Source organism: Tepidimonas sediminis, assembly GCF_007556605.1.
Classification (GTDB): Bacteria; Pseudomonadota; Gammaproteobacteria; order Burkholderiales; family Burkholderiaceae_C; genus Tepidimonas; species Tepidimonas sediminis.
Genome location: NZ_VJND01000007.1, coordinates 41,679 through 60,833, shown reverse-complemented (window position 1 = coordinate 60,833; position 19,155 = coordinate 41,679). Strand labels below are relative to the sequence as shown.

Annotated in this window: 15 protein-coding genes; 2 read left to right on the top strand and 13 right to left on the bottom strand. The window is 70.1% G+C overall.

All coding sequences use genetic code 11. The annotated features are described in order from the left end of the window. Window positions 1-8 precede the first annotated feature (8 nt). Complete coding sequence (locus Tsedi_RS06925; RefSeq protein WP_143894995.1) at window positions 9-2,546, top strand: chemotaxis protein CheW; 2,538 nt, start codon at window positions 9-11, stop codon at window positions 2,544-2,546. Here the strand turns inward: Tsedi_RS06925 and Tsedi_RS06920 are convergent. From Tsedi_RS06920 to Tsedi_RS06860, 13 genes are all read right to left on the bottom strand, one after another. Next, window positions 2,535-3,443 (bottom strand): SDR family oxidoreductase, encoded by a 909-nt coding sequence (locus Tsedi_RS06920; RefSeq protein WP_143894993.1) that lies wholly within the window; start codon window positions 3,441-3,443, stop codon window positions 2,535-2,537. The genes Tsedi_RS06925 and Tsedi_RS06920 overlap by 12 nt on opposite strands. A gap of 22 nt (window positions 3,444-3,465) precedes the next feature. Next, a complete protein-coding gene (locus Tsedi_RS06915; protein WP_143894991.1) occupies window positions 3,466-4,485 on the bottom strand; it encodes an NADP-dependent oxidoreductase in 1,020 nt (339 codons plus the stop codon). 39 nt (window positions 4,486-4,524) lie between these two features. After that, window positions 4,525-4,965 carry a PaaI family thioesterase gene (locus Tsedi_RS06910; protein WP_143895122.1) on the bottom strand — a complete coding sequence of 147 codons (441 nt, stop codon included), beginning with the start codon at window positions 4,963-4,965 and terminating at the stop codon, window positions 4,525-4,527. Between the two features lies 1 nt (window position 4,966). Continuing rightward, entirely contained in the window at window positions 4,967-5,761 is a 795-nt protein-coding gene (locus Tsedi_RS06905; protein WP_143894988.1) for an SDR family oxidoreductase, read from the bottom strand. A 38-nt stretch (window positions 5,762-5,799) separates the two neighbouring features. Next, window positions 5,800-7,656 (bottom strand): acyl-CoA dehydrogenase, encoded by a 1,857-nt coding sequence (locus tag Tsedi_RS06900; protein WP_143894986.1) that lies wholly within the window; start codon window positions 7,654-7,656, stop codon window positions 5,800-5,802. A 1-nt stretch (window position 7,657) separates the two neighbouring features. Next, window positions 7,658-8,833, bottom strand: coding sequence for an acetyl-CoA C-acyltransferase (locus Tsedi_RS06895; RefSeq protein WP_143894984.1), 1,176 nt, complete (start codon window positions 8,831-8,833; stop codon window positions 7,658-7,660). Between the two features lie 41 nt (window positions 8,834-8,874). Then, window positions 8,875-10,992, bottom strand: coding sequence for a 3-hydroxyacyl-CoA dehydrogenase NAD-binding domain-containing protein (locus tag Tsedi_RS06890; RefSeq protein WP_143894982.1), 2,118 nt, complete (start codon window positions 10,990-10,992; stop codon window positions 8,875-8,877). A 122-nt stretch (window positions 10,993-11,114) separates the two neighbouring features. Next, window positions 11,115-11,813: an ABC transporter ATP-binding protein gene (locus tag Tsedi_RS06885; RefSeq protein ID WP_143894980.1), complete on the bottom strand. Its 699-nt coding sequence runs from the start codon at window positions 11,811-11,813 to the stop codon at window positions 11,115-11,117. Window positions 11,814-11,833: 20 nt separating this feature from the next. Continuing rightward, on the bottom strand, window positions 11,834-12,643 hold the full coding sequence (locus Tsedi_RS06880; protein WP_143894978.1) for an ABC transporter ATP-binding protein: 810 nt from the start codon (window positions 12,641-12,643) through the stop codon (window positions 11,834-11,836). Then, window positions 12,640-13,935 (bottom strand): branched-chain amino acid ABC transporter permease, encoded by a 1,296-nt coding sequence (locus Tsedi_RS06875; protein WP_143894976.1) that lies wholly within the window; start codon window positions 13,933-13,935, stop codon window positions 12,640-12,642. The genes Tsedi_RS06880 and Tsedi_RS06875 overlap by 4 nt, the downstream gene beginning before the upstream one ends. A gap of 26 nt (window positions 13,936-13,961) precedes the next feature. Continuing rightward, entirely contained in the window at window positions 13,962-14,978 is a 1,017-nt protein-coding gene (locus Tsedi_RS06870) for a branched-chain amino acid ABC transporter permease (protein WP_143894974.1), read from the bottom strand. Window positions 14,979-15,108: 130 nt separating this feature from the next. Continuing rightward, window positions 15,109-16,410, bottom strand: coding sequence for a branched-chain amino acid ABC transporter substrate-binding protein (locus Tsedi_RS06865; RefSeq protein WP_246099204.1), 1,302 nt, complete (start codon window positions 16,408-16,410; stop codon window positions 15,109-15,111). 145 nt (window positions 16,411-16,555) lie between these two features. Next, on the bottom strand, window positions 16,556-18,193 hold the full coding sequence (locus Tsedi_RS06860) for a 3-(methylthio)propionyl-CoA ligase (RefSeq protein ID WP_143894972.1): 1,638 nt from the start codon (window positions 18,191-18,193) through the stop codon (window positions 16,556-16,558). Window positions 18,194-18,368: 175 nt separating this feature from the next. Here Tsedi_RS06860 and Tsedi_RS06855 point away from each other — a divergent pair, with 175 nt between their 5' ends. After that, the gene (locus tag Tsedi_RS06855) at window positions 18,369-19,073 is read left to right on the top strand and encodes a Crp/Fnr family transcriptional regulator (RefSeq protein ID WP_143894970.1); all 705 of its coding nucleotides are present in this window, start codon (window positions 18,369-18,371) and stop codon (window positions 19,071-19,073) included. Window positions 19,074-19,155 lie beyond the last annotated feature (82 nt).

Sequence of the window (19,155 nt, the reverse complement as noted above, 5' to 3'; positions counted from 1 at the left end):
CCCCTCCCATGAGCCTGCCCGCCCTCGCCGTCGACAACTACCTGCCCTACATGCCCGACGTCACCCGCTGCGAGACGTCGCTGCGCGAACTCAACCTGATGTGGCGCCTCATCGAGTCCACCGCGCGCATGGTCTGCCCCCAGGAGGCGCAGGCCATCCTGCCGACCATCGCCGCCACGCGCGCCGGCTTCGACCGGCTGGAAAGCGAGCTGGTGCGCAGCCTCGTGGCCGAAAAGATCGACCACGTGATGGCGGGGCTGGACACGCGCGCCGGCTACGTGATCGACATCGTCGTGCGCAACCTGTATGAGCGCACGGCCGACGTCGGCTTCCTTGCCACCGACCGCGTGCTGTGCGAGTTCGTCGCCGGGCTGGCGCGCGACGTCGAGGCGGTGCGCGCGCGGCTGCTGTCGTACCGGCGCAAGTACACGGTCTACGACGAGATCCTGCTGCTGGACCCGGAAGGCAACGTGCTGGTGCAGACCGACCCGGCGCACGCGGTGGAGGGCACGCAGGACCCGCTGCTCGAGCAGGCGCTGGCCAGCGACGGCTACGTGCAGATCTTTCGCCCGACCGACCTGCGCCCGGGGCTCGGCGCCAGCCTGATTTACGCCCAGCGCATGCTGCACCCGACGACGCGCCAGCCGGTGGGCGTGCTGTGCCTGGTGTTCGGCTTCGAGGCCGAGATGGCCGGGATCTTCCGCTCGCACGGCGACCCGGCCGGCCGCTCGATCATGCTGCTGCTCGACGGCCAGGCGCGCGTCATCGCCAGCTCCGACGAGCACTGGATCGCGCGCGGCGCGCAGGTGCCGGTCAATCCCGACCGTGCGCCGCGCCTGCTGCTGCACGCCGGGCGCGAGTACCTGGTCTGCACGCGCCGCGCCGAGGGCTACCAGGGCTACCTCGGCCCCGAAGGCTGGCAGGGGCAGGTCATGGTGCCGGTGGACCTGGCTTTCGCGCGTGACGAGGGCAGCGCGCTGGAGGCGCTGGAGCCCAACACCGTGGCCGGTCTGCTGTCGCACGCGCGCAGCTTCAGCCCGCCGCTGTACGAGGTGATCCGCGCCACCGAGTCGATCCGCCGCGTGGTCTGGAACGGCCAGGTCGTCACCGCCGGCGGCGACGTCGACCGCCAGCGCCTCAAGACCATCCTCGACCAGATCAGCGAAACCGGCGCGCGCAGCAACACGCTGTTCGCGCAGTCGGTGCGCGATCTCTACGACACCGTGCTGGCCTCGGGCCTGCAGCGCGTCGGCTTCGTCGCCCACCTGGCGGTGGATCTGCTGGACCGCAACCTGTACGAGCGCGCCGACGACTGCCGCTGGTGGGCGATGACACCGGAGCTGCGCACCATTCTGGCGCAGGACACGCCCCAACCCAGTGCCGTGGAGACGATCACCGGCATCCTGCGCTACATCCACTCGCTCTACACGGTCTACACGCGGCTGTTCGTCTACGACCGCAGCGGCCGCATCGTCGCGCACTCGCACGACGGGGGCGACGACGGGCTGGTGGGCCGCCGCGTCGACGACGCCACGCTGCAGGCGGTGCTGGCGCTGCCGGACGAGCAGCACTACCACGTCTCGCCGTTCCAGGTGGAGCCGTGGACCGACGGGCGGCCGACCTACACCTACCACGCGGCGATCCGCCACCCGGAGGACGACCGCGTCGTCGGCGGCATCGGCATCGTCTTCCACGCCGAGCGCGAGCTGCTGGCGATGCTGCGCGGCGCCATCGGCCAGCGGCCGGACGCGCGCGCCTACCTGACCGACCGGCAGGGCCGCGTGATCGCCAGCACCGACCCGGCCACGCCGGTGGGTGCGGTGCTGGCGGCTGCCGGCCCATGGCTGGCGCTGCCCAACGGCGCCACCGCCAGCCGCGTCATCGAGCACGAGGGGCACTATGCCCTGCTGGGCGTCTCGGCCTCGGCCGGTTACCGCGAGTTCAAGACCAGCGACGGCTACCGCGACGACGTGCTGGCCTTCGTGATCGAGACGCTGGGCCCGGTGCGGCGCGCCTGCACGCGCGCCGGCGCCACCGCGCGCGACGGCTGGGGCCACGCCGCCGCCCGGGGCGGGCGCGAGTACGCCACCTTCTACCTCGGCGACGACCTGCTGGCGCTGGATGCGGCCTGCGTGCGCGAGGCCGTGCCGGCCGAGCGCATGACCGCCTCGCCGCCGCAGGGGCATCCGGCCCTGGTCGGGTTGCTGCCGCCCACCGACAACACCGCCGTGCGGCACTTCATCTGGGTGTACGACCTCGGGCGGCTGCTGGGGCTCCACCTGCCGCCCGAGAGTGCGCTGCAGGGCCGCCAGATCATCCTGATCGAACACGACGGCCAGACCGCCGGCCTGCTCGTGGACGAGCTGCACGCGGTGCCGGAGTTCGGTGCCGACGAGATCATCCCGGCGCCGTTCGGCGGCGCCGCGCGGCGCCTGATCGAGCAGCTCATCCGCGCCCGTGGTGGCGAGCTGCTGATCCCGGTGGTGGACACGCAGCGGCTGTTCGCCGCCTTGCGCCGCGACGCACCGGCCGTCTCAGCCGCCTGAGCGCAGCGCCGCGCGCAGCTGAGCGCCGACCTCCGGCCGCTCGGCGAACGGGTCGGGCGGGTTGCGGCCCTCGACGATGGCCTGCAGCCGCTGCGCCACCGCCGCCAGCGCGTGCGGGTGGCTGTAGACGTAGAAACGGTCCTGCTCGACGGCCTCGAAGACCTTCTGCGCCACCTCGGCCGCGGTCACCTTGCCGCTGCTGACCGCCTTCTCGCTCATGGCCTGGCCGATCAGCTGGCTGCGCGTCGCAGCGCCGGCCGCCAGCGCCGCCGGGCGGTTGCGCTCGCTGCGGGCGATGCCGGTGGGCACGAAATACGGGCACAGGACGCTGGCGCCGATCTGGTCCGTGACCAGGCGCAGGTCCTGATACAGGGTCTCGGTCAGCGCCACCACCGCGTGCTTGCTGACGTTGTAGACTCCCATGTTGGGCGGCGTCAGCAGCCCGGCCATGCTGGCGGTGTTGACGACGTGGCCGCGCCAGGCGGGGTCGGCCTGCGCGGCCGCCAGCATCCGCGGCACGAACAGCCGCACGCCGTGGATCACGCCCCACAGGTTGACGCCCAGCACCCACTGCCAGTCGGCGACCGTGTTTTCCCACACCAGCCCGCCGGCGGCCACGCCGGCGTTGTTGAACACGAAGTGCGGCGCACCGAAGCGGACCTGCACGGCCTCGGCCAGCGCCTCCATCTGGGCCACGTCGGCCACATCGACGCGCCGCGCCAGCACGGCCACGCCGGCCGCCTCGGCCTCGGCGCGGGTGCGCTCCAGCGCGTCGGCCTGGACATCCACCAGCACCAGGTTCATGCCGCGCTGCATCGCGATGCGCGCCACCTCCAGCCCGAAGCCGGAGCCGGCCCCGGTGATGACGGCCGTGCGGCCGGCAAAATCGGTCAGCATCGGTGGGCCCCCGTGTGAACGGTCAGTCGACCAGCTTGACGAGCTGCTTGCCGAAGTTGCGGCCCTTCAGCAGCCCGAGAAACGCCTGCGGCGCCGAGGCGAGCCCATGGGCGATCGATTCCCGCGGCCGGAAGCGTCCGCTGGCCACCAGATCGCCGAGCTCCGCCAGTGCCTGCGGCCACACCTCCATGTGCTCGCTGACGATGAAGCCCTCGATGCGCATGCGGTTGATGAGGATCAGCGACGGGTTGAGCATCGGCAGCGGCTGGCCGTCGTAGCCGGCGATCATGCCGCACAGGGCCACGCGCGCAAAGGCGTTGGCGCGCAGCATCACCGCGTCCAGCACGGTGCCACCGACATTCTCGAAGTGACCGTCGATACCGTCCGGGCAGGCCGTCTTGAGCGCGGCGGCCAGGCTGCGCAGGTCCGGATGCTGACGGTAATCGACACACTCGTCGAAGCCCAGCTCGTCGCGCACGTAGGCGCATTTTTCAGGACCACCGGCGATGCCCACCACGCGGCAGCCGCGCTGCTTGGCCAGCACCCCCACCGCGCTGCCCACCGCGCCGGCCGCCGCACTGACCGTGATCGTCTGGCCGGCCTTCGGCTCCAGGATCTTGACCAGGCCATACCACGCCGTGACCCCCGGCATGCCGACCGCCCCGAGATAGTGGCTCGGCGGGATGCGCGAGACGTCGATCTTGCGCAGCACGCCGGGCTGCTCGGCGTCGACCACGCCGTAGAGCTGCCAGCCGCCCATGCCGACCACCCAGTCGCCGGGGGCGTAGCGCGGGTGTCGGCTTGCCTCCACCTGCCCGACGGTGCCGCCGATCATGACCTCACCCAGCGGCTGCGGCGCGGCGTAGCTCTTGCCCTCGTTCATGCGGCCGCGCATGTAAGGGTCCAGGCTCAGGTAGTGATGGCGCACGAGCACCTGGCCATCGCGCAACGGCGGGGTCTCGGTTTCGACCAGGCGGAAGTTGTCCAGCGTCGCCTCGCCCTGCGGGCGGCTGACGAGCAGGATCTGCTGGTTGCGTGGCATGGATGGCTCCTCGGCAGAAAAAGGGGGCTCGGCCCCGGTTCACTCGGTGCCCGGGGCGCCGGGCGGCACGCGCAGATCGTGCACCGCGCGCCCGGGCGCGGGCAGACGGCGCACGTAGCGGAACGTGCCGCTGGCGTGGGCGCACAGCCGCCCGGCGGCGTCGCGCACTTCGCCATCGGTGAAGGCCAGCGTCGCGGTGCGGTGCAGCAGGCGCGCGCGCGCCACCAGCGGCCCTTGCGCGGCCTGCAGAAAGCTCGTCTTCATCTCGATCGTGACGACCCCCATGTCGCGCTGCACGCTGCGCGCCGCGTGCGCCATCGCCACGTCCAGCAGCGTCATGCTCGCCCCGCCGTGCACGACGCCAAACGAGTTCAGGTGCTGCGGCTGGGGCTCGTAGGCGAGCTCGGCCACCCCGTCCGCCCAGCGCCGCAGGCGAAAGCCGAGCAGCTCGACGAACGGAATGGACACGCTGAACGGCAGGTCAACCTCCGACGACGGCACTGACGCCTCCGTCGACCGCGAGCCACTGGCCGGTGATGTGCTTGCCGGCGTCGGAGGCGAACAGCACCGCCGCCCCCTTCAGATCCTCGTCGTCGCCCAGCCGCTGCAGCGGCGCGTGCGCCGCCAGCCGCTGCTCGCCCAGGGCCTGCAGCGTACCGCGCGTCATCTTGCTCGGAAAGAAGCCCGGACAGATGGCGTTGACCCGGATGCCGTAGCGCCCCCACTCGGCCGCCAGCGCGCGCGTGAAGTTGATCACCGCACCCTTGGAGGTGTTGTAGGCCAGGGTTCTGAGATCGGGCGGGTTGCCGCCCAGGCCGGCGATCGAGGCGATGTTGACGATGCTGCCGCGGCGGCGCGGGATCATGCTGTGACGGCCCACGTACTGGCTCAGGATGAAGTAGCCGCGGATGTTGAGGTTCATCACCTTGTCCCAGGCCTCCAGAGGGTGATCCTCGGCCGGCGCGCCCCAGGCCGCCCCGGCGTTGTTGACGAGGATGTCGATGTCGCCCAGACGCTGCAGCGTCTCCTGCCCCAGGCGGTGCAGATCCTCCTCGCGCGCGCAGTCGGCGGCACACCAGCGCGCGTCGATGCCCTGCGCCTGCAGCGCGGCCACCGCCTCCTCCAGCTCGTCGGCCTTGCGCGCGGCCAGCATCAGCTTGGCGCCGGCCTCGCCGAGCGCCTGCGCGATCTGCAGGCCCAGCCCGCGCGAGCCGCCGGTGACGAGCGCGACGCGCCCGCTGAGGTCGAACAGTTGGGCAACGGTGCGGGTGGTCATGGTGTCGTGTCTCCTCTCGTCGCTCGTGTCGGCTTCGCTCAGAACGCTTCCTCGGGCATCGTGGCGCAGGTCAGGTCGCGCGTGCGCACCACCTGCAGCCACGGACCGGTCCGCGGCAGCTCGTAGTGGAAGAAGTAGCGGCACGCCTGCACGCGGCCGAGGCTGGCCGCATCGGGGCGGCCGGCCGCCACCAGCGCCACGTCCAGCCACAGCCACGCGATCACCGTGTGGCCGAACGCCTGCAGGTACGGCACGGCGTTGGCCAGCGCCGCGACAGGGTCGCCTCCCTCCCAGGCCGCGTGCGTGGCCGCCAGCAGCGCCTGCCATGCCTGCCGCAGCGCGGCGGCATGGCCTGCCAGCGCCGGCACGGCGTCGGCGCGTGCGGCCGTCGCCTCCACGCGCCGCCCCAGCAGCGCCAGCGCCCGCCCCTGCTCGAGCAGAACCTTGCGTCCGAGCAGGTCGAGCGCCTGGATGCCGTGCGTGCCCTCGTGGATCATGTTGAGGCGGTTGTCGCGCCAGTACTGCTCCACCGGAAAGTCGCGCGTGTAGCCGTAGCCGCCGTGCACCTGGATCGCCAGGCTGTTGGCCTCCAGGCACCACTCGCTCGGCCAGCTCTTGGCGATCGGCGTCAGCAGCTCCAGCAGCAGCCGGGCCTCCTCGGCGGCGGCCGCCTCACCGGTGCGCTGCTCATCCACCAGCCGGGCGCAGTACAGCTCCAGCGCCAGCGCCCCCTCGCAGTAGGCCTTTTGCGCCAGCAGCATGCGCCTGACGTCGGCGTGCTCGATGATGCGCACCGGCGGCTGCGCCGGGTCCTTGCCGGCCGGACCGACCGGCCGCCCCTGCAGCCGCGTGCGCGCGTACTCCAGGCTGGCGAGGTAGCCCGCCATGCCCAGCATCGTGGCGGCCATGCCGACGCCGATGCGCGCCTCGTTCATCATGTGGAACATGCAGCGCAGGCCGTCGCCCACCGCGCCGACCCGGTAGGCGACCGCACCGGCCCCCTGCCCGTCCAGCCCCGGCCCGACCCCGGGCCCGGTCACCGGATGGCGCCCCTCGCCGAAGTTGAGCAGCGTGTTGGGCGTGCCGCGCCAGCCGCACTTGTGGTTGAGCCCGGCCAGCGCGACGTCGTTGCGCCGCTCGGTGCGCTGGCCGTCGGGTGTCACCAGCCACTTCGGCACGATGAACAGGGAGATGCCCTTCACGCCCGGCACCAGCCGTCCGTCCGGCCCGGGGATCTTGGCCAGCACCAGGTGCACGATGTTGTCGGTCAACTCGTGCTCACCGGCGCTGATCCACATCTTGGCGCCGCGCAGCCGGTAGCGTGGTCCCAGCGTCTCGACCTCGAAGTCCGGCCCATCGGGCTCGGCGCGCGTCGTGATGTCGCTCAGGCTCGAGCCGGCCTGCGGCTCGCTCAGGCACATCGTGCCGGCGAAACGCCCGGCCAGCTGCGGCAGCGCGAACGCGCGCCGCTGCGCCGGCGTGCCGTGCGCCAGCAGCAGGTTGGCGTTGCCGACCGTGAGCATCGCCGCGCTGATGCTGACCGAGGCGGCGGCGAAGAAGGCGTTGCCGGCCGCCTCGACCACGTAGGGCAGCTGCATGCCGCCCAGCCCGGCATCCTGCGCCGCGGCCAGCATGCCGCTTTCGGCATAGGCGCGCCAGGCCTCGTGCGTGCAGGCCGGCAGCACCACGCGGCCGTCCTCCATGCGCGGCTCCTGCACGTCCACCGTGCGGTTGTGGGGCGCGAACTTGTCGCGCGCCAGGCGCTCGCAGGTATCGAGCACGGCGTCGAACGTGTCGCGCGCGTGCTCGGCATAGCGCGGCCGCGCGCACAGCGCCTCGACCTGCAGCCAGTCGTGCAGCAGGAAGTCGATCGCCGCGCGCAGCCCGCTGGTCATGTCACAACACCTCGAACACGCCGGCCGCCCCCATGCCGCCGCCGATGCACATCGTGACGCAGACGCGCTTGGCGCCGCGGCGCCTGCCCTCGATCAGCGCATGGCCGGTCAGACGCTGGCCGGACATGCCGTAGGGGTGACCGATCGCGATCGCGCCGCCGTTGACGTTGAGCCGCTCCGACGGGATGCCGAGGCGGTCGCGGCAGTAGATCACCTGCACCGCGAACGCCTCGTTGAGCTCCCACAGGTCGATGTCGTCCACCGTCAGCCCCAGGCGCTTGAGCACCTTGGGCACCGCGAACACCGGCCCGATGCCCATCTCGTCGGGCTCGCAACCGGCCACCGCAAAGCCCAGGAAGCGCCCGAGCGGCTGCAGCCCCTTGCGTTCGGCCACCTTCTCGTCCATCACCACGCAGGCGCCTGCACCGTCGGAGAACTGGCTGGCGTTGCCGGCGGCGATCGTGCCGCCGGGGATCGCAGGCTTGATGGCGGCGATGGCCTGCACCGTCGTGCCCTCGCGCAGCCCCTCGTCGCGGCTGACCGTGACCTCCTTCGTCACCAGGCCGCGCACCTTGTCCACGACGCCGGCGGTGACGGTGATCGGCACGATCTCGTCGTCGAACTTGCCCGCGGCGGCGGCGGCGCACGCCTTCTGCTGGCTGGCGGCCCCGTATTCGTCCATCTGCTCGCGCGTGATGCCGTAGCGCCTGGCCACCTGCTCGGCGGTCTGCAGCATGGTCCAGTAGATCTCGGGCTTGCGCTGCAGCAGCAGCGGGTCGGTGAACATGTGCCTGTTCATCTCGTTCTGCACGCACGAGATGCTCTCGACCCCGCCGGCCACGAAGATCTCGCCCTCGCCGCTCATGATGCGCTGCGCGGCCATCGCGATGGTCTGCAGACCGGAGGAGCAGAAGCGGTTGACGGTGATGCCGCTGACGCTGACCGGACAGCCGGCCGCCAGCGCGATCTGGCGCGCGATGTTCCAGCCGGTGGCGCCCTCGGGGTTGGCGCAGCCCATGATCACATCCTCGACCTCGGCCGGATCGAGCCGGGCGCGCTCGATGGCGGCGCGCACCACGTGGCCGCCCAGCGTGGCCCCGTGGGTCATGTTGAAGGCGCCTTTCCAGCTCTTGGCCAGCGGCGTGCGTGCGGTGGAAACGATGACGGCGTTGCTCATGATGGGTGTCCCTTGGCGGAAATGCGTGTGCGTGCGGCGCCTCAGGCCGCGGCGAAGCCCTTGCCCTCGGCCACCAGCCGCTGGATCAGCGGCGCCGGCTGCCAGAACTGCGCATCGTCGTTGGGGTTGCGCGCAAAGCGCTTCATCGCCTGCATCACGTTGAACAGGCCGAACTGCTCGGCGTAGTGCATCGGGCCGCCGCGCCAGGCCGGAAAGCCATAGCCGGTCAGGTACACCATGTCGATGTCGCTGGCGCGCGCGGCGATGCCCTCCTCCAGGATGTGCGCGCCCTCGTTGACCAGCGCGAACACCAGCCGCTGCACGATCTCCTCGTCGCTGATCTTGCGCGGGGTGATGCCCCGCTCCTTGCGGTAATCCTCGATCATCTGGTTGACGAGCGGGCTTGGGATGGCGTCGCGCTTGCCCGGCTGGTAGTCGTACCAGCCCGCGCCGGTCTTCTGCCCGAAGCGCCCCATCTCGCACAGCCGGTCGGCGATCGGCGAATAGCGCAGGTGAGGCTTCTCGACGTAGCGGCGCTTGCGGATGTACCAGCCCACATCGTTGCCGGCCAGGTCGCCCATGCGGAACGGCCCCATCGCGAAGCCGAACTTCTCGATCGCGCGATCCACCTGCTCGGGCGTGCAGCCCTCCTCCAGCAGGAAGCCGGCCTGGCGGCTGTATTGCTCGATCATGCGGTTGCCGATGAAGCCGTCGCACACTCCGCTGACGACGCAGGTCTTCTTGATTCTCTTGCCCAGCGCCATGATGGTGGCCAGCACGTCCTTGGCGGTGGCGGCGCCGCGCACCACCTCCAGCAGCTTCATGACGTGCGCGGGGCTGAAGAAGTGCGTGCCGATGACGTCCTGCGGCCGCTTGGTGAAGGCGGCGATCTTGTTGACGTCCAGCGTCGAGGTGTTGGTGGCCAGGATCGCACCCGGCTTCATGACCGCGTCGAGCCGCTCGAACACCTGGCGCTTGACCTCCAGATCCTCGAACACCGCCTCGATGACGAGATCGGCGTCGCGGATGTCGTCGTACGACAGCGTCGTGCGCAGCAGGCTCAGGCGCTCCTGCATCTGCTCCGGCTTGAGCTTGCCCTTGGCCACCTGACCTTCGTAGACCGCGCGGATGTTGGCCACGCCGCGCTCCAGCGCCTCCTGTTTCGTCTCCAGGATCGTGACCGGCAGGCCGATGTTGAGGAAGTTGATCGTGATGCCGCTGCCCATCGTGCCGGCGCCGATCACCGCCACCGCACGGATGTCGCGCAGCGGGGTGTCTTCCGGCACGTCGGCGATCTTGCCTGCGGCGCGCTCGGCCATGAACACGTGGCGCAGCGCCAGACTCACCGGATCGGTCATCAGGTTCAGGAAGGTCTGCCGCTCCTGCGCCAGCCCCTCGTCGAACGGCTTGGTCGTGGCGGCCTGCACCGCGTCGATGCATTTGAGCGGGGCCGGGTAGTGCCTGGCCTGCGCCCCCACCATGTTGCGGGCGAACTGGAAGTACGCGTCGCCCTGCGGATGGCGACACGGCAGGTCGCGCACGCGCGGCAGCGGTGTGCCGTCGGCATGGCGCTGGGCCGCCTCGCGCGCCAGCGCCAGCGCCTCCTGCAGCAGCGTGTCGGCGCTGGCGGCGATGCGGTCGAACAGCCGCTGCCCAGGCACCTGCGCCAGCACCTCGGCTGCCACCGGCTCGCCGCTGACGATCATGTTCAGCGCCGGCTCCACGCCCAGCACGCGCGGCAGCCGCTGCGTGCCGCCGGCGCCCGGGATCAGGCCGAGCTTGACCTCCGGCAGCGCCACCTTGGTACCTGGCACGGCGATGCGGTAGTGCGCGCCCAGCGCCAGCTCCAGCCCGCCGCCCATGCACACGCCGTGCACCGCCGCCACCACCGGCTTGCGCGCATGGTCCAGCGTCAGGATCAGGCTGAGCAGGTTCGGGTCCTGATACGCGCGGGGCGTGCCGAACTCCTTGATGTCGGCACCGCCGGAAAACACCTTGCCGGCGCCGGTGATGACGATGGCGCGCACCGCCTCGTCGTCGTGGGCGCGGTCCAACCCCCGGGCGATGGCCTGGCGTGTGCTCAGGCCCAGCCCGTTGACGGGCGGGTTGTCCAGCGTGATGACGGCCACGTCGCCGTGGACCTGGTAGTGAGCGGTCATGGACAGCCTCCTCGAAAGGGAATCGGATGCAATCGAACGGTCGTTCGGCTGGCTGGCATTCTAGGCAGCGCGGGCGCTGGCGGCGACGCCGCACTGTCACCCAGTTGTCTGCCGCCGCACACTCAGCCGACTTCCAGCCACTCCCGCCGCACGTAGGGATTGGCCTTCAGATCCTGCGGCGTGCCGTCGAAGACGATGCTGCCGTGGCCCATCACGAGCACGCGGTCGGCGATGTCCAGCGCGATGGTCAGCTTCTGCTCGATCAGCAGCACCGAGATGCCGCGGCCCTTGAGCGCACGCAGGTAGTCGGCCACCTGCTCGACGATCTTGGGCGCCAGGCCCTCGGTGGGCTCGTCGATGATGATGAGGTCGGGGTCGCCCATCAGCGAGCGGCACAGCGTCAGCATCTGCTGCTCGCCACCTGACAGCACGCCGGCCTCGGTGTGCTGGCGCTCCTTCAGGCGGGGAAACAGCGCGTACATGTCGTCGTAGCTCCAGCGCGCGCCACGGCCGCGCCCCTTGATGCCCAGGGTCAGGTTCTGGTGCACCGTCAGCTTCGGAAAGATGTCCCGGCTTTCCGGCACGTAGCCGATGCCCCGGTGCGCCACCTCGAACGGCTTGAGCCCCGTGATGCGCTCGCCGCGGTAGCGGATGTCGCCCTCCGCGTCCACCAGTCCCATGATCGCCTTGGCGGTGGTGGAGCGGCCCGAGCCGTTGCGCCCGAGCAGCGCGACGATCTCGCCCGCCCCGACGTGAAAGCGCACGCCGTGCAGCACGTGACTCTTGCCGTAGAAGGCGTGCAGGTTGTCGATCTGCAGCATGGTTCCTCCGCGGGCGGGCGTCAGTGGGCGGCCTCGGCAGCCTGCTGCTCGGCCAGCACCGAGCCGAGGTAGGCCTCCTGTACACGCGGGTTGGCCTTGACCGCCTCAGGCGTATCGAAGGCGATCACCTCGCCGTAGACCACCACCGCGATGCGGTCGGCCAGGCCGAACACCACCCCCATGTCGTGCTCCACCGTCAGCAGCGTGCGCCCCTCGGTGACCTCGCGAATGAATTCGATGAAGCGGCGCGTCTCGCTCTTGCTCATGCCGGCGGTAGGCTCATCCAGCAGGATCACGTCGGCCCCGCCGGCGATGGTGATGCCGATCTCCAGCGCGCGTTGCTCGGCATAGGTCAGGTTCATCGCCAGCGTGTCGCGCTTCTTGCGCAGACCGATGCGGTCCAGCAGTGCTTCGGCGCGCTCGTTGGCGTCGTCCAGATCGGCCAGGAACTTCAGGAACGTGTAGCGGTAGCCCAGGCTCCACAGCACGCCGCAGCGCAGGTTCTCGAACACGCTCAGCTTCGGGAAAATGTTGGTGATCTGGAAGCTGCGGCTCAGGCCCAGGCGGTTGATCTCGAACGGCCGCTTGCCGTCGATGCGCCGACCGTTGAGCAGGATCTCGCCGCTGCTGGGAGGAAAGCGCCCGCTGATGAGGTTGAACAGCGTCGACTTGCCCGCCCCGTTGGGTCCGATGACGGCCACGCGCTCGCCTCGCCGCACCGCCAGGCTCACCCCGCGGATGATCTCGGTCTTGCCGAAGCGCTTGACCACGTTGCGCAGCTCCAGCGCCGGCACGCCGGCGCCGCCTTCAGGGTTCGTCGCATGCCTCATGCCGCCAGCTCCCGCCGCTTGATTTCCTTCTCGATGTCGAGCTGGATCTCGTCCCAGTGCGCGCGGAAGCGCCGCCGCGCCAGTTCGAACAGCGCCGCGCCGGTGACCATCACGAACGCCGAACCGAACCAGCTCTGCGCCGAGCGCACGTCCAGCACCGCACCGAGGTACTCCACCTCCGAGCCGATGGAGGCGTTGAGCTGCAGGTGGTAGACCATCTCCACGAGGCCTCCGGCACCGGCCAGCGCCACCAGCCCCGTGCCGCCCAGCGCCAGGTAGCTCACCCACAGCTCGCGCAGCCGACCGAACGCCGCCACGCGCAGGTTCATCATGATCAGGCTGGCGATGCCGCCCGGGGCGTACATCACCATGAACAGGAAGATCAGCCCCAGGTACAGCAGCCACGCCTTGGTCAGCTCGGAGAGGAACACCAGCGCCAGCACCATCAGCACCCCGCCGATGATCGGCCCGAAGAAGAACGTCGCCCCGCCGAGGAAGGTGAACAGCAGGTAGGCGCCGGAGCGCAGCGGCCCCACCACCTCGGCGGTGACGATCTCGAACTGGAGCGCCGCCAGGCCGCCGGCGATGCCGGCGAAGAAGCCCGACACCATGAACGCCAGGTAGCGCACCACCTGCGTGTCGTAGCCGATGAACTCGACGCGCTCGGGGTTGTCGCGCACGGCGTTGAGGATGCGCCCCAGCGGCGTGCGCGTGAAGGCGAACATCGCCGCCACGCACACGAAGGTGTAGAGCGCGATCAGGTAGTACACCTGCACGGCCGGACCGAAGGTGATGCCGAGGAAGGGCTCGCCCACGACGCGATCGGCGCTGATGCCGGCCTCACCGCCGAAGAAGTCCGAGAACATCAGCGACAGCGCGAACACCAGTTCGCCCACGCCCAGCGTGATCATCGCGAACGCGGTGCCGGCCTTGCGCGTCGTCACCCAGCCGAACAACGCGGCGAAGAACCAGCCCGCCAGTCCCCCCACCAGCGGGATCAGCGACACCGGTACCGTCACCCCACCCTCGGCCACCTTCAGCAGCGTGTGGATCGCCACGTACGAGCCCAGGCCCGAGTAGACCGCATGCCCGAAGCTGAGCATGCCGCCCTGCCCGAGCAGCATGTTGTACGACAGGCAGGCGATGATGGCGATGCCCATCTGCGACAGCATGCTGACCGCCAGGTTGCTGCTGAACAACTGCGGCGCCAGCAGCAGCACCAGCGCAAACAGCGACCACACGACCCAGCGGCCGACGTTGTAAGGGCGGAATTCGTAGTACGCCTTGCTCATGACGGGGTCATCCGCTTCTCGGTCGATCAATGGTCGCGCGTGCCCAGCAGCCCTTTCGGGCGGAAGATCAGGATCAGCACCAGGAACAGATACGGCAGCACCGGCGCCACCTGCGACAGCGTCAGGCGCAGGAAGTCCTTGCCGCGCAGCGCCTCGGACAGCGGTACGCCCACGCTTTCCAGCAGCGAGCCGATCGAGTGGTCCATCGCCACCGCGAACGTCTGGATGACGCCGATCAGGAGCGACGCGACGAACGCCCCCGGCAGCGAGCCGAGGCCCCCGATCACCACCACCGCGAACACCAGCGACCCGAGCGTGGCGGCCATCGCCGGCTCGGTGACGAAGGTGCTGCCGCCGATGACGCCGGCCAGCCCGGCCAGCGCGCAGCCGGTACCGAAGACCAGCATGAAGACGCGCGGCACGTTGTGGCCCAGCGCCTCCACCATCTGCGGGTGCGTCAGCGCAGCCTGGATCACGAGTCCGACGCGCGTGCGCGTGATCAGCAGCCACAGCGCCACCAGCATCCCCACCGCCACCAGCATCATGAACGCGCGCGTGGCCGGAAACGGCGTGCAGGCCGCCTGCGCGCACACCTCGGCGGCGGCACGCCCCCAGACGAAGCCCATCGTGTCGTCGGCGTAATGGATCAGCGTGAACGCCGGGCCCTGCAGGCTCGCCGGCGGACGGAACGGCACCGCCGTGCGCCCCCAGACCAGCTGCACCAGCTCCAGGATCACGTATGACAGCCCGAAGGTGATCAGCAGCTCGGGCACGTGGCCGAACTTGTGCACCTTGCGCAGGCTGTAGCGCTCGAACAGCGCGCCTGCCACCCCCACCAGCAGCGGCGCCACCAGCAGCGCCACCCAGAAACCCGTCACCTGCGACAGCGCGTAGGCGAAATACGCGCCGAGCATGTAGAAGCTGGCGTGCGCGAAGTTGAGCACGCCCATCATCGAGAAGATCAGCGTCAGGCCCGAGCTGAGCATGAACAGCAGCAGGCCGTAGCTGACCCCGTTGAGCAACGAGACGAGGACGAATTCCATGAGGGCATCCGCTTGAGGTGGCGCACGCAAGGACGGGCATCCCCGGCGGGCCCGTGCCCGGCTCAGGCTGGGAAGGCCGCGCCCGCGGGGCGGCCGCCGGCCGCCATGCCGGCCGGCGGCGACGCGGCGCTCAGTTGGGCCGCTGCATCGCGCAGCTGGTGGGCGTGCTCGAGACGTAGGAGGGGAATTCGCGCACCAGCGCGAACGTCATGCCCGTGTTCTCGACGCTGTACGGAAACTTGGCGTCGGCCTTCTGCCAGCGCGTCAGGTACAGGGGCTGCTGCAGCTGGTGATCGGTCTTGCGCATCTCGACCTCGCCGTTGTAACTGGTGAACCTCAGGCCCTCCAGCGCCTTGGCCACCTGGACCGGATCGGTCGACTTGGCCTTGGCCATCGCCTCCGACAGCGAGCGGAAGATGTGGATCACCGAGCCGGTGTAGAAGTCGGCGTTGAAGCGCTGCTTGAACTCGTTCTGCCACTGCTGCATCTCGCCGCCCATGTTGTAATGGTTGTACGAGACCTGATAGACCTTGCCTTCGGAGGAGGTTCCCAGGGCGGTGGGCGTGCCGGTGACGCCGGCGTAGTAGGTGAAGAACTTGCCGGCGTAGCCGCCCTCGTTGGCGGCCTTGACCAGCAGCGCCAGGTCCGAGCCCCAGTTGCCGGTGATGACCGCGTCGGCCCCGGAGGCCTTGATCTTGGCGATGTAGGGCGCGAAATCGCGCACCTGCGCCAGCGGGTGCAGATCCTCGCCGACGATCTGGATGTCGGGCCGCTTGCGCGCCAGCAGCTCCTTGGCGTACTTGGCCACCTGGTGGCCGTGCGAATAGTTCTGGTTGAGCAGGTAGACCTTCTTGACGTCGGGCTGATCCTTCATGAAGGTGGTCAGCGCCTCCATCTTCATCGAGGTGTCGGCGTCGAAACGGAAGTGCCAGTAGTTGCACTTGCTGTTGGTGAAGTCCGGATCCACCGCCGAGTGGTTCAGGAAGATCACCTCCTTGCCCGGGTTGCGCGCGTTGTGGCGCGCCACCGCCTCGATGAGGGCGCCGGCCACCGACGAGCCGTTGCCCTGCGTGATGTAGCGGATACCCTGGTCGATGGCCGACTGCAGCGCCGTCAGGCTCTCGGCCGGGCTGAGCTTGTTGTCGAACGGCACCACCTCCCACTTCACGCCGGCCGGGTTGTGCTTGTTCGGCCCGCTGAACTTCTCGGCGAAGAACTGGAAGCTGCGCACCTGGTTCTGCCCCACCGGCGCCATCAGGCCCGACAGCGGATCGATCCAGGCGATCTTGACCGTCTGGCCCGCCAGCGGCGCGTTGGCCGCGGCCTGCGCCTGCTCGCGCTTGGCCTGGCGGGCGCTCTGCGCCTGCGCCACGCTGGTCAGCGCCAGCCCCAGCATCGCCGCCACGACGATCGGTCGAAAGGTCCGGTTCATGGTTGTCTCCTTGTGTGGTGGGTGGTCCGCATCGACGAGCTTAAGCTGCATGCTGCGCCGCAACGATCAGGGGAAACCCCGCAGCGCTATCACCTTGGCGACCGTCGTCGGGGCGACAATCCGTCGCCCCTCCGACCAGCAGGGCTCAAAGCCCGGGCAGGCGGTAGTCGGCCAGCATCTCGCGCAGCTTCATCTTCTGCATCTTGCCGGTGGCGCCCAGCGGGATCGCGTCGACGAACACGACGTCATCGGGAATCTGCCACTTGGCCAGCTTGCCCTCGTAGAACGCCAGCAGCTCCTCGCGCGTCAGCTCGGCACCGGGCTTTTTGACCACGACGACGATCGGACGTTCATCCCACTTGGGGTGCTTGACGCCGATGCAGGCCGCCATCAGCACCGCCGGGTGCGCCATGGCGATGTTCTCGACGTCGATCGAGCTGATCCACTCCCCGCCGGACTTGATCACGTCCTTGCTGCGGTCGGTGATCTGCATGTAGCCGTCCGGATCGATCGTGGCCACGTCGCCGGTGGGGAACCAGCCGTCGACCAGCGGACTGGGCTGGCCGCTGCGGTAGTAGTCGCGGATCACCCACGGCCCGCGCACCATCAGCTCGCCCTGCGACACGCCGTCCCACGGCAGCTCGCGCCCGTCGGGCCCGACGATCTTCATGTCGATGCCGAAGATGCCGCGGCCCTGCTTGAGGCGGATCTTCATCTGCTCCTCCTCGGGCAGCTGCAGGTGCTTGTTCTTGAGCGTGCACAGCGTACCCAGCGGACTGAGTTCCGTCATGCCCCAGGCGTGCAGGACCTCCACGCCGTACTGCTCGCGGAACGCCTTGATCATCGCCGGCGGGCAGGCCGAGCCGCCGATCACCGTGCGCTGCAGGTGCGGCAGCTGCAGCCCGTTGGCCGCCATGTGCGCCAGCAGCATCTGCCACACCGTGGGCACGCCGGCGGCCATCGTCACGCGCTCGGCATCCAGCAGCTCCCACACCGACTTGCCGTCCAGCTGGGCGCCGGGCAGCACCAGCTTGCAGCCCACGGCCGCGGCCGCGTACGGAATGCCCCAGGCGTTGACGTGGAACATCGGCACCACCGGCAACACGCAGTCGCGCGCGCTCAGGCACATCACGTCGGGCAGCGCGGAGGCATAGGCGTGCAGGATGGTGGACTTGTGGCTGTAGAGCGCCGCCTTCGGATGACCGGTGGTACCGCTGGTGTAGCACATGCTGCTGGCGGTCTCGTCGGAAAAGCGCGGCCAGTCGTAGCGGTCGGGGTGCGGCGCGATCCAGTCCTCGTAGGCGATCAGGTCCGGGATCGCGCCGTCGGCGGTCAGGCGCGCCAGGTGCCCGGCGTCGCACAGCGCCACCCAGCGGCGCACCGTGGGGCACTTGGCGTGGATCGCCTTGACGATCGGCCAGAAGGTCATGTCGAACGCCAGCACGCGGTCCTCCGCGTGGTTGACGATCCAGGCGATCTGCTCCGGCAGCAGGCGCGGGTTGATGGTGTGCAGCACGCGCCCCGAGCCGCTGACGCCGTAGTACATCTCGAAGTGCCGGTAGCCGTTCCAAGCCAGCGTGGCGATGCGCTCGCCCTGCTCGAGCCCGAGCGCATCGAGCGCGTGCGCCAGCCGGCGCGCCCGCCGCGCCGCCTCGGCGTAGGTGGTGCGGTGGATGTCACCCTCGACGCGGCGCGAGACGATCTCGACGTCACCGTGGTGACGCGCGGCGTGCTCGATCAGATCCGAAATCAGCAACGGGCGATCCTGCATCAGGCCCAGCATGGCAGTCTCCTGTCCAACGGCGGTTGGGGGCGTGGCTCACGGGGCGCACCAGGACGGTGCGCCTTCCCGACGTTAAGCTTACGACGACGGCGGTGCCACGGTGCCGCGCCCGCGCGACAATCCCCCCGTGCCGGCGCCACAACTGTCGCCGCGCCGACATCCCTGCCCTGCCCGCATGAGCCTCGACCCCCGCCATCCGGTTCGCATCTTCCTGTCGCAACAGCCCTGGTTCGTCGGGCTGGACGCTGCCACCCAGCGCGAGCTGGTGGACGCCATGCTGCTGCACCGCGCTGGCCGCGGCGAGCGCCTGCTGGCACGCGGCTCGCCGGTGCAGGCCTGGTGGGCGGTGCTGGCCGGCATGGCCAAGCTGCAGACCGCCGCGCCCGACGGACGCGTGTCGGCCTTCCTCGGGGTACCGGCCGGCCAGTGGTTCGGCGAGGGCACGGTGCTGCGCGGCGGCAGCTGGCGCTACGACGTGGTGGCGCTGCGCGACACGACGCTGATCGGCCTGCCGCTGCCGTGGTTCCAGCGGCTGCACGCCACCAGCCTGCCCTTCAACCACTTCCTGATCGAGCGGCTCAACCACCGGCTCGGCCAGGCGATGACCGCCATCGAGGCGGGGCGGCTGTGTACCCCGCAGGAGCGGGTGGCGCAGGTGCTGCTGATGTTCTGCGGCGCCGGGGTGCAGCGCATCACGCTGTCCCAGGAAGACCTGGGCCACCTGGCCGGTCTGTCGCGCCAGACGATCAACCGCGTCCTCAAGGCCTTCGAGGCGCGCGGCTGGGTCACGCTGGACTTCAGCCGCGTCGAGGTCGGCGACCGCGCGGCGCTGGAGGGTCTGCTTGGCGCGCGGACGGCGGTTCAGCCGGCGGCGGCCTGAGCGTGATACCCGCGCCGCCAGCCGGGCCGCCACGGACGTCCACCGGCACCTTGGCGGCCCTGACCCGACAATGCGGCCTTGC

Bases quoted from the DNA above. Each gene is read 5' to 3' on its own strand.
- Tsedi_RS06925 (WP_143894995.1), top strand. From the start codon at position 9: ATGAGCCTGCCCGCCCTCGCCGTCGACAACTACCTGCCCTACATGCCC.
- Tsedi_RS06920 (WP_143894993.1), bottom strand. From the start codon at position 3,443: ATGCTGACCGATTTTGCCGGCCGCACGGCCGTCATCACCGGGGCCGGC.
- Tsedi_RS06915 (WP_143894991.1), bottom strand. From the start codon at position 4,485: ATGCCACGCAACCAGCAGATCCTGCTCGTCAGCCGCCCGCAGGGCGAG.
- Tsedi_RS06905 (WP_143894988.1), bottom strand. From the start codon at position 5,761: ATGACCACCCGCACCGTTGCCCAACTGTTCGACCTCAGCGGGCGCGTC.
- Tsedi_RS06900 (WP_143894986.1), bottom strand. From the start codon at position 7,656: ATGACCAGCGGGCTGCGCGCGGCGATCGACTTCCTGCTGCACGACTGG.
- Tsedi_RS06895 (WP_143894984.1), bottom strand. From the start codon at position 8,833: ATGAGCAACGCCGTCATCGTTTCCACCGCACGCACGCCGCTGGCCAAG.
- Tsedi_RS06890 (WP_143894982.1), bottom strand. From the start codon at position 10,992: ATGACCGCTCACTACCAGGTCCACGGCGACGTGGCCGTCATCACGCTG.
- Tsedi_RS06885 (WP_143894980.1), bottom strand. From the start codon at position 11,813: ATGCTGCAGATCGACAACCTGCACGCCTTCTACGGCAAGAGTCACGTG.
- Tsedi_RS06880 (WP_143894978.1), bottom strand. From the start codon at position 12,643: ATGAGGCATGCGACGAACCCTGAAGGCGGCGCCGGCGTGCCGGCGCTG.
- Tsedi_RS06875 (WP_143894976.1), bottom strand. From the start codon at position 13,935: ATGAGCAAGGCGTACTACGAATTCCGCCCTTACAACGTCGGCCGCTGG.
- Tsedi_RS06870 (WP_143894974.1), bottom strand. From the start codon at position 14,978: ATGGAATTCGTCCTCGTCTCGTTGCTCAACGGGGTCAGCTACGGCCTG.
- Tsedi_RS06865 (WP_246099204.1), bottom strand. From the start codon at position 16,410: ATGAACCGGACCTTTCGACCGATCGTCGTGGCGGCGATGCTGGGGCTG.
- Tsedi_RS06860 (WP_143894972.1), bottom strand. From the start codon at position 18,193: ATGCTGGGCCTGATGCAGGATCGCCCGTTGCTGATTTCGGATCTGATC.
- Tsedi_RS06855 (WP_143894970.1), top strand. From the start codon at position 18,369: ATGAGCCTCGACCCCCGCCATCCGGTTCGCATCTTCCTGTCGCAACAG.